5 protein-coding genes and 2 pseudogenes are annotated in these 7,468 nt (G+C 71.9%); 5 read left to right on the forward strand and 2 right to left on the reverse strand.

The annotated features are described in order from the left end of the window. Positions 1-1,615 (reverse strand): annotated as a pseudogene (locus AC2W7J_RS13590) (DNA gyrase/topoisomerase IV subunit A); the annotation flags it as partial. Between the two features lie 133 nt (positions 1,616-1,748). Here AC2W7J_RS13590 and AC2W7J_RS13595 point away from each other — a divergent pair. From AC2W7J_RS13595 to AC2W7J_RS13615, 5 genes are read left to right on the forward strand one after another with little or no spacing between them, the layout of a single operon-like run. Continuing rightward, positions 1,749-3,674, forward strand: a complete 1,926-nt coding sequence (locus AC2W7J_RS13595) for a bifunctional acetate--CoA ligase family protein/GNAT family N-acetyltransferase (protein ID WP_485983028.1) — start codon at positions 1,749-1,751, stop codon at positions 3,672-3,674. A gap of 7 nt (positions 3,675-3,681) precedes the next feature. Beyond that, positions 3,682-4,431: an acetate--CoA ligase family protein gene (locus tag AC2W7J_RS13600; protein WP_485983030.1), complete on the forward strand. Its 750-nt coding sequence runs from the start codon at positions 3,682-3,684 to the stop codon at positions 4,429-4,431. A gap of 20 nt (positions 4,432-4,451) precedes the next feature. Continuing rightward, positions 4,452-5,048: a DUF5998 family protein gene (locus tag AC2W7J_RS13605; protein ID WP_485983032.1), complete on the forward strand. Its 597-nt coding sequence runs from the start codon at positions 4,452-4,454 to the stop codon at positions 5,046-5,048. A gap of 8 nt (positions 5,049-5,056) precedes the next feature. Then, positions 5,057-6,235: an alkaline phosphatase family protein gene (locus tag AC2W7J_RS13610; RefSeq protein WP_485983033.1), complete on the forward strand. Its 1,179-nt coding sequence runs from the start codon at positions 5,057-5,059 to the stop codon at positions 6,233-6,235. After that, entirely contained in the window at positions 6,223-6,900 is a 678-nt protein-coding gene (locus AC2W7J_RS13615; RefSeq protein ID WP_485983035.1) for a thymidine kinase, read from the forward strand. The genes AC2W7J_RS13610 and AC2W7J_RS13615 overlap by 13 nt, the downstream gene beginning before the upstream one ends. A gap of 149 nt (positions 6,901-7,049) precedes the next feature. Here the strand turns inward: AC2W7J_RS13615 and AC2W7J_RS13620 are convergent. Continuing rightward, a pseudogene (locus tag AC2W7J_RS13620) lies at positions 7,050-7,468 on the reverse strand (hypothetical protein); the annotation flags it as partial.

Consider the following 7,468-nt stretch of genomic DNA (forward strand, 5'->3'; position numbering starts at 1 on the left):
CTCGCGGCTGAGCGGCTCGGCGTCGCTCGTGCGGGCGAGCAGGCCGGTGCTGGAGAGGAGCACCCAGCACGGGTCGTCGGCGACCTCGAGCGGGGTGGTCGCGGTCGCCGGGGCGCCCGCGGACTCGAGCAGGACCGTGCGGCGGGGGGTCGCCGTGCTTCTTCGCGACCTCGGCGAGCTCGCCGGAGATGAGCCGGGTCATGACCTTGTCGTCGCCGAGGATCTCCTCGAGCTCGGCGATCTGGGCGAGCAGTTCGCTCTGCTCCTTCTCGAGCTCGAGCTTGGAGAACTTCGTCAGCCGGCGCAGCTGCAGGTCGAGGATGAAGGTCGCCTGTACCTCGGAGAGGTCGAAGACCTCCTGCAGCCGGGTGCGCGCGATCGTCGCGTCGTCGCTGGAGCGGATGACCTGGATGACCTCGTCGATGTCGAGGATCGCGATGAGCAGGCCCTCGACGAGGTGCAGCCGCTCGCGGCGCTTGGCGAGCCGGTACTCGCTGCGCCGGCGCACGACGTCGCGTCGGAAGTCGACGTAGACGGTGAGCAGCTCCTTGAGGCCCATCGTCCGCGGCTGGCCGTCGACGAGCGCGACGTTGTTGATGGAGAAGGAGTCCTCCATCGGCGTCAGCTTGTAGAGCTGCTCGAGGACCGCCTCGGGGTTGAAGCCGTTCTTGATCTCGATGACGAGCTGGAGGCCGGACTCGCGGTCGGTGAGGTCCTTGACGTCGGCGATGCCCTGCAGCTTCTTCGACTGGACGGAGTCCTTGATCTTCTCGATGACCTTCTCGGGGCCGACGAGGTAGGGCAGCTCGGTGACGATGATGCCCTGGCGGCGCGGCGAGACCTTCTCGATCCGGGTCGTCGCCCGCGTGCGGAAGCTGCCGCGGCCGGTGAGGTAGGCGTCGCGGATGCCGTCGAGGCCGATGATCCGGCCACCGCCGGGCAGGTCCGGGCCGGGGACGAACTTCATCAGGTCGTCGAGGCTGGCATCGGGGTGGGTCAGCAGGTGGCGGGCCGCCCCGATGACCTCGACGAGGTTGTGCGGCGGCATGTTCGTCGCCATGCCGACGGCGATGCCGGTCGTGCCGTTGACGAGGAGGTTGGGGTAGGCCGCCGGCAGCACCTCGGGCTGCATCAGCTGGTCGTCGTAGTTGGGGACGAAGGGGACGGTGTCCTCGTCGAGCCCGGTCACCATGAGCAGCGCGGCCGGGGCCATGCGCGCCTCGGTGTAGCGGCTCGCGGCGGGTCCGTCGTCGAGCGAGCCGAAGTTGCCGTGGCCGTCGACGAGCGGCAGGCGCATGGAGAAGGGCTGGGCCATGCGCACGAGGGCGTCGTAGATCGCCGAGTCACCGTGCGGGTGGTACTTGCCCATGACCTCGCCGACGACGCGCGAGGACTTCACGTGGCCGCGCTCGGGCCGCAGGCCCATCTCGCTCATCGAGTAGAGGATGCGGCGGTGGACCGGCTTGAGGCCGTCGCGGGCGTCGGGCAGGGCCCGCGCGTGGATCACGGAGTAGCTGTACTCGAGGAAGGCATTGCGCATCTCGTCCGCGACGTCGATGTCGACGATCCGCTCGGGGACGTCGGGCGTCGCGGGGGTGGCGGAACGGCGGGCCATGCTGGCGGTGCACTCCTCGGTGGGCGGGTGTCGAGCCCGTCCATCCTCACCCCTGGGCCGGCTCTGCCGCGGGACCGACACACGCTCGGTGGGCGCCCGGTCGGGCGGGGGAGGCCGTGGCAGGATTGGGGCCATGACGCAGCTCCCTCCGGGGTACCCGGTCCACGCGGAGGCCGATGTCGTGCTGCGGGACGGCTCGGTCTGCCGTCTGCGTCCGATCAAGCCCTCGGACGCCGACGGTGTCCGTCGCTTCCACGCCGGCCAGTCCGACGAGTCGATCTACCTGCGCTTCTTCGCCCCGATGCGCAACCTCAGCGACCGCGACATCAAGCGCTTCACCGAGGTCGACTACGTCGATCGCATGGCCCTCGTCGCGACGATCCGCGACGACATCATCGGCATCGGCCGCTACGACCGGGTGAGCCCGCACAGCGCCGAGGTCGCCTTCAACATCTCCGACCACTACCACGGCAAGGGCATCGGCTCGGTGCTGCTCGAGCACCTCGCGGCGATCGCCTATGCGACCGACATCACCGAGTTCGAGGCCGAGGTCCTGCCGCAGAACCGCAAGATGCTCAGCGTCTTCTCCGACGCGGGCTACCAGGTCAGCCGGCGCTTCGAGGACGGTGTCGTCACCCTCCACTTCGCCATCGAGCCGACCGCCGAGTCGCTGTCGGTGCGCTTCGCCCGCGAGCACCGCGCCGAGGCGCAGAGCGTGCGGGCGATGCTCCACCCGGACTCCGTCGCGGTCATCGGCGCGAGCCGCCGGGAGCGGGCGATCGGTCACCAGGTCCTCAAGCAGATCGTCGACGGCGGCTTCACCGGGCGGGTCCACGCGGTCAACCCCGAGGCCGGGACCGTCCTCGGCCTGCAGGCCGAGCGCTCCATCGGCGAGATCGAAGGGGGCGTGGAGCTGGCGGTCATCGCGGTGCCGGCGGACAAGGTCCCGCAGATCGTCGGCGAGTGCGCCGCCGCGGGGGTCAAGACGCTGCTGATCATCTCCTCGGGCTTCGCCGAGGTGGACGAGGACGGCGCGCGCATGCAGCAGCAGGTGCTGCGGCTGGCCCGCACCCACGGGATGCGGGTCGTCGGGCCCAACTCCTTCGGCCTGATCAACACCGACCCCGCGGTCAGCCTCAACGCGACGCTCACGCCGATCATCCCCGAGCCCGGCCATCTCGGGCTCTTCTCGCAGAGCGGTGCGCTGGCCATCGCCAACCTCGACTCGGCCGCCCGACGCAACCTCGGCATCTCGGTCTTCGCCTCCGCGGGCAACCGCACCGACGTCTCGGGCAACGACCTCATGCAGTACTGGGTCGAGGACGAGCGCACCCACGCCGTCGGCCTCTACCTCGAGTCCATGGGCAACCCGCGCAAGTTCTCCCGGATCGCCCGCCACCTCGCGTCGAGCAAGCCGGTCATCGTCGTCAAGGCGGCGTCGGCCAACTTCAGCGCCCCGCCCGGGCACCGCGTGCGCCGACCGAAGGTCAAGCCGCACGCCTTCACCGCGATGCTCAACCAGGCGGGCGTCATTCGCTGCGAAAACGTCCACCAGATGTTCGACGTGGCCCAGCTGCTCGTCCACCAGCCCCTGCCGAGGGGCCGCCGGGTCGCCGTCGTCGGCAACTCCAACCAGCTCGTCGCGCTCTCGGCGGACAACGCCACCTCGCGCGGGCTCGAGGTCACCCACGGGCCGGTGGCCGTGCGTACCGAGGCTTCGGCGGCGGAGTTCCGCCGGGCCGTCGACGCGGCCTTCGACGACGAGCAGGTCGACTCGGTCATCGTCTGCTTCATCCCACCCGTCGGCGCCCTCGAGCAGGACGTCGTCGACGCGGTGCGGCACGCCGCCTCACGCTCCGACAAGCCCTGCGTCGCCACCCTGCTCGGCATGCGCGGCGTCGACACCGGCGGCGAGAGCGCTCACTTCGCCAACGAGTGGGGCGAGACCGAGGAGGGGCAGCCGCGCCAGGCGATCCCGATCTACCCGATGCCCGAGGAGGCGGTGCGGCGCTCGCGGCGCGACGGACTACGGCGCCTGGCGGGACAAGGACAAGGGTGAGGCGGTCGTGCGCGAGGGGATCGACCGTTGGGCCGCTCGGGCCCTGCTCGACCGGGTGCTCGCCGAGGACCCCGAGGGGCGGGCACTGACGGCCGACGAGTCCCAGGAGCTGCTCGCCGCCTATGGCATCACCCTGTGGCCGCGGCGCGAGGTGGCCACCGCCGAGGAGGCCGTCCTCGCCGCCGAGGAGGTCGGCTACCCCGTCGTCGTCAAGTCCCTCTCGCCGCTCGTGCGCGGGCAGGCCGTCCTCGAGGGCATCCGCGTCGACCTGCACGACGCCGATGCCGTCCGCGTGGCCTTCGAGACGATGGACCGGCGCCTGGCGCCGCTCGACGCCAACTACTTCGTCGTGCAGAAGATGGCCGGTACCGGCGTCTCCACGGTCTGCTCGTCGATCGAGGACCCGCTCTTCGGGCCGGTCGTCTCCTTCAGCATCGCCGGGGCGACGACGACCCTGCTCGACGACATCGCCTACCGGATCCCGCCCCTGACCGACGTCGACGTGCGCGAGCTCGTCGAGGACCTCAAGTCGGCGCCGCTGCTCATGGGGCACGGGGGAGCGGCGCCGGTCGACCGGGCGGCGCTCGAGGACCTCCTCGGTCGTCTGTCGCTCATGTCCGACGACTTCCTCGAGCTGTCGTCGGTGGAGCTCAACCCGGTCATCGCCCACCCCTCCGGCCTGACGGTCCTCGGCGCCGACGTGATGATCGCCCCCGCGCTCCGCCGGATCGACGCCAGTGCGCGGAGCCTGACCTGAGGCTGGGGCACAATGGCGGCATGCCCGCACACGCCGACCTCACCGCGATCAGCCTGCCTGACGCACTCACCGCCGACATCGAGCGGGCGGGCTACTACCCGGCGCTCGTCGGCGACGTGGTCAAGGCGGCCGTGGGCACTGAAGAGGTCCACGGGCACCTCGTCCACCAGGAGACGACCTTCGACCAGGACACCGTGCGTCGGCACATCACCGTCTTCGCCCGCACGGCGACCCGCCTGGTCGTCGCGCACGCCGACGACTACCCCGACCACTTCTCCGGCGCGCAGGAGATCGCGACGGCGACGACCGAGTGCATCCCGCTGTCGTCGGTGCGCGGCGTGATGCTCACGCACGTCGTCGGCGACCCATCCCGCTACGTGCCGGGTTCCCTCGGTCGCGAGCTGACCCTCACCATCGGCTGGGGTGCCGTCAGCCGGGTCGACCTGCTCCCCGCGCTGTGCAACGACCCCGACTGCGACGGCGGCGACCACGGCTACGAGGGCACCATCGCGAGCGACGACATTGCCCTGCGCATCAGCGCCGAGGCCGAGGGTCGGGTCGCGCTCGACCGGGCCATCGAGTTCGCCCGGGACCTCTCGGCGAGCATCGGCCACTGATCCGGCGCATGGCCCACCACGACCACGCCCACGGACCGCTGCTGCCGACCACCCCGCGGCTCGACCGCGTCCTGCCCGCCGTCGCCACGAGCCTGGGCGTTCCCGGGCTGACCAAGGCGGGGGACCGCCCCCTTCGTCCCGCCCGCAGGGCCGTCGTCGTCCTCGTCGACGGGCTCGGGGCCGCGCTGCTGGCCCGACGCGGCGGGCACGCGCCCTTCCTGCGGCGGCTGCTGCAGGACCCGCAGGCCGCCGTGACCATCGACTGCGGCTTCCCGTCGACGACCGCGACCTCGATGGGCACGTTCGGCACCGGGGCGCTCGCCGGCGTCCACGGGCTCGTCGGCTACGAGGCCTACGACCCCGACACCGACAGCGTCTTCAACGAGCTGTCGTGGGAGGACGGGCCGCAGCCCCGCCGGTGGCAGCCGACCCCGACGGTCTTCGAGGCGGCGCAGGCGGCCGGGGTGGCCGTCACCCGCGTCGGACCGGGCTTCTTCGACGGCTCCGGGCTCACCGAGGCGGCCCTGCGCGGTGGCCGCTTCACCGCAGCCAACAGCCTGGCGGCCCGCGTCGACGCGACCGTGACCGCCCTGCGCGCAGCGCCGCGCTCGCTCGTCTACCTCTACTGGGGCGATGTCGACAAGGTCGGCCACGTCCACGGCGTCGGCTCGCTGGAGTGGGGCGAGGAGCTCGAGGAGGTCGACGCGCAGCTCGCCCGCCTCGCCTCCCTCCTGCCGCGCGACACGGCGCTGCACATCACTGCCGACCACGGGATGGTCGACGTCCCGCTCGAGTCCCGGCCCGACCTGGCGGAGGATGCCGAGCTCGACGCCGGCGTGCGGCACGTGTCGGGCGAGCCGCGCTGCCTGCAGCTGCACGTCACGCCGGGTGCCCGTGACGACGTGCTGGCGACCTGGCGCGGGCGGCTCGCGGACGACGCGCTCGTCGTCGTCGACGTCGACGACGACGATCGCCCGCGGGTGGTTCGGTCCCGTGAGCGAGACGGTGCGGCCGCGCATCGGCGATGTCATCGCCGCGATGACCGGCCCCGTCGCCGTCGTCGACTCGCGACGCCACCGCCCGGAGCTGCGGGCGCTGCTCGGCGTGCACGGCTCGATCACCGCCGACGAGGTCACGATCCCGTGGCTCGTCCTCGACGCCCAGGAGCAGTGACGTGGCCGAGCTGAGCTTCTTCGCCGGGACGATGGACTGCGGCAAGTCCACGCTCGCCCTGCAGATGGACCACAACCACCGGCCGGGACGGGTCGGCATCATCCTCACCCGCCTCGACCGCTCCGGCGAGGCCGTCCTGTCCTCCCGACTGGGTCTGTCCACTCCGGCCGTCGAGGTGGCCGAAGACCTCGACCTGTGGGACACGGTCGTCGCCCAGCTGACCGCCGGCGGCCGTGTCGACTACCTCATCTGCGACGAGGCGCAGTTCTACACCCCCGAGCAGGTCGACCAGCTCGCGCGGATCGTCGACGAGCTCGACATCGAGGTCTACGCCTTCGGCATCACGAGCGACTTCCGCACCCAGCTCTTCCCGGGCAGCCAGCGGCTCATCGAGCTCGCCGACCGCACCCAGGTGCTGCAGGTCTCGGCGCTGTGCTGGTGCGGGCGCCGGGCGACGCACAATGCCCGCGTCGTCGACGGCGTCATGGTCGTCGAGGGGGAGCAGGTCGTCGTCGGCGACACCGCGAACCCGCAGCACGAGGCCGAGGTCGAGTACGAGGTGCTCTGCCGACGGCACCACATGCGACGGATGAGCTCGCGCGCCGCACGAGCCGTCGCGCAGTCGGCGGACGTCCTGCCCTTCGACCTCGACGCCTGCCCGGTCCCGCCGCCGAGCTGACGCCGGGCTCCGAACTCCGCACAACCCTAGGGTCCTGCAGGGTTGAGAGGGCGGGAGGCTGCATTGCCGTTGGGCAATGCAGAGTCACGAGGGGGCCGTGCACCGCCCGGGGACTGCGCAAGATCCGCAGCCCGGGCGCCGGCGTCGGGTCAGTCGCGGGTGGTCCCGAACATCACGTCGTCCCAGCTCGGCACGCTGGCGCGGCCCTTGCGGCCCCGCCCCTTGCCCTGGGGCTCCTGCTGCTCGGCGTCGTCCTGCTGCGTGTCGTCTTGCTCCGGTGCGTCGTCCGATGCCTCGGAAACGGTGTCGGCGCTGTCGGCGGGCTCGGCCCCGGCGGTGGGAGTCGAGTCCGACTCGTCAGCCTCCACGTCGGCCGAGGGCTTCTCGTCGGTGGACGACGAGTTGGAGGCAGTCTTGCCCGACGGGTCGGCGCCCTCGCCCGCTGATTGGTTGGCGCGGGAGACCTGCTGCGGTGCCTCGTCGTCGGCGACTGCCTGCTCGGCCGGCTCGGTCTGCTCCGGCTCGGGCTCGGGCTCGGCCTGCCCGCGCTCCGGCGCGGGCCGGCTCG

This window comes from Janibacter sp. CFPM2_SD2, from assembly GCF_057364645.1.

Coding starts and splice junctions, on each gene's coding strand:
- AC2W7J_RS13595 (WP_485983028.1), top strand. CDS start 1,749: ATGACGCAGCTCCCTCCGGGGTACCCGGTCCACGCGGAGGCCGATGTC.
- AC2W7J_RS13605 (WP_485983032.1), top strand. CDS start 4,452: ATGCCCGCACACGCCGACCTCACCGCGATCAGCCTGCCTGACGCACTC.
- AC2W7J_RS13610 (WP_485983033.1), top strand. CDS start 5,057: ATGGCCCACCACGACCACGCCCACGGACCGCTGCTGCCGACCACCCCG.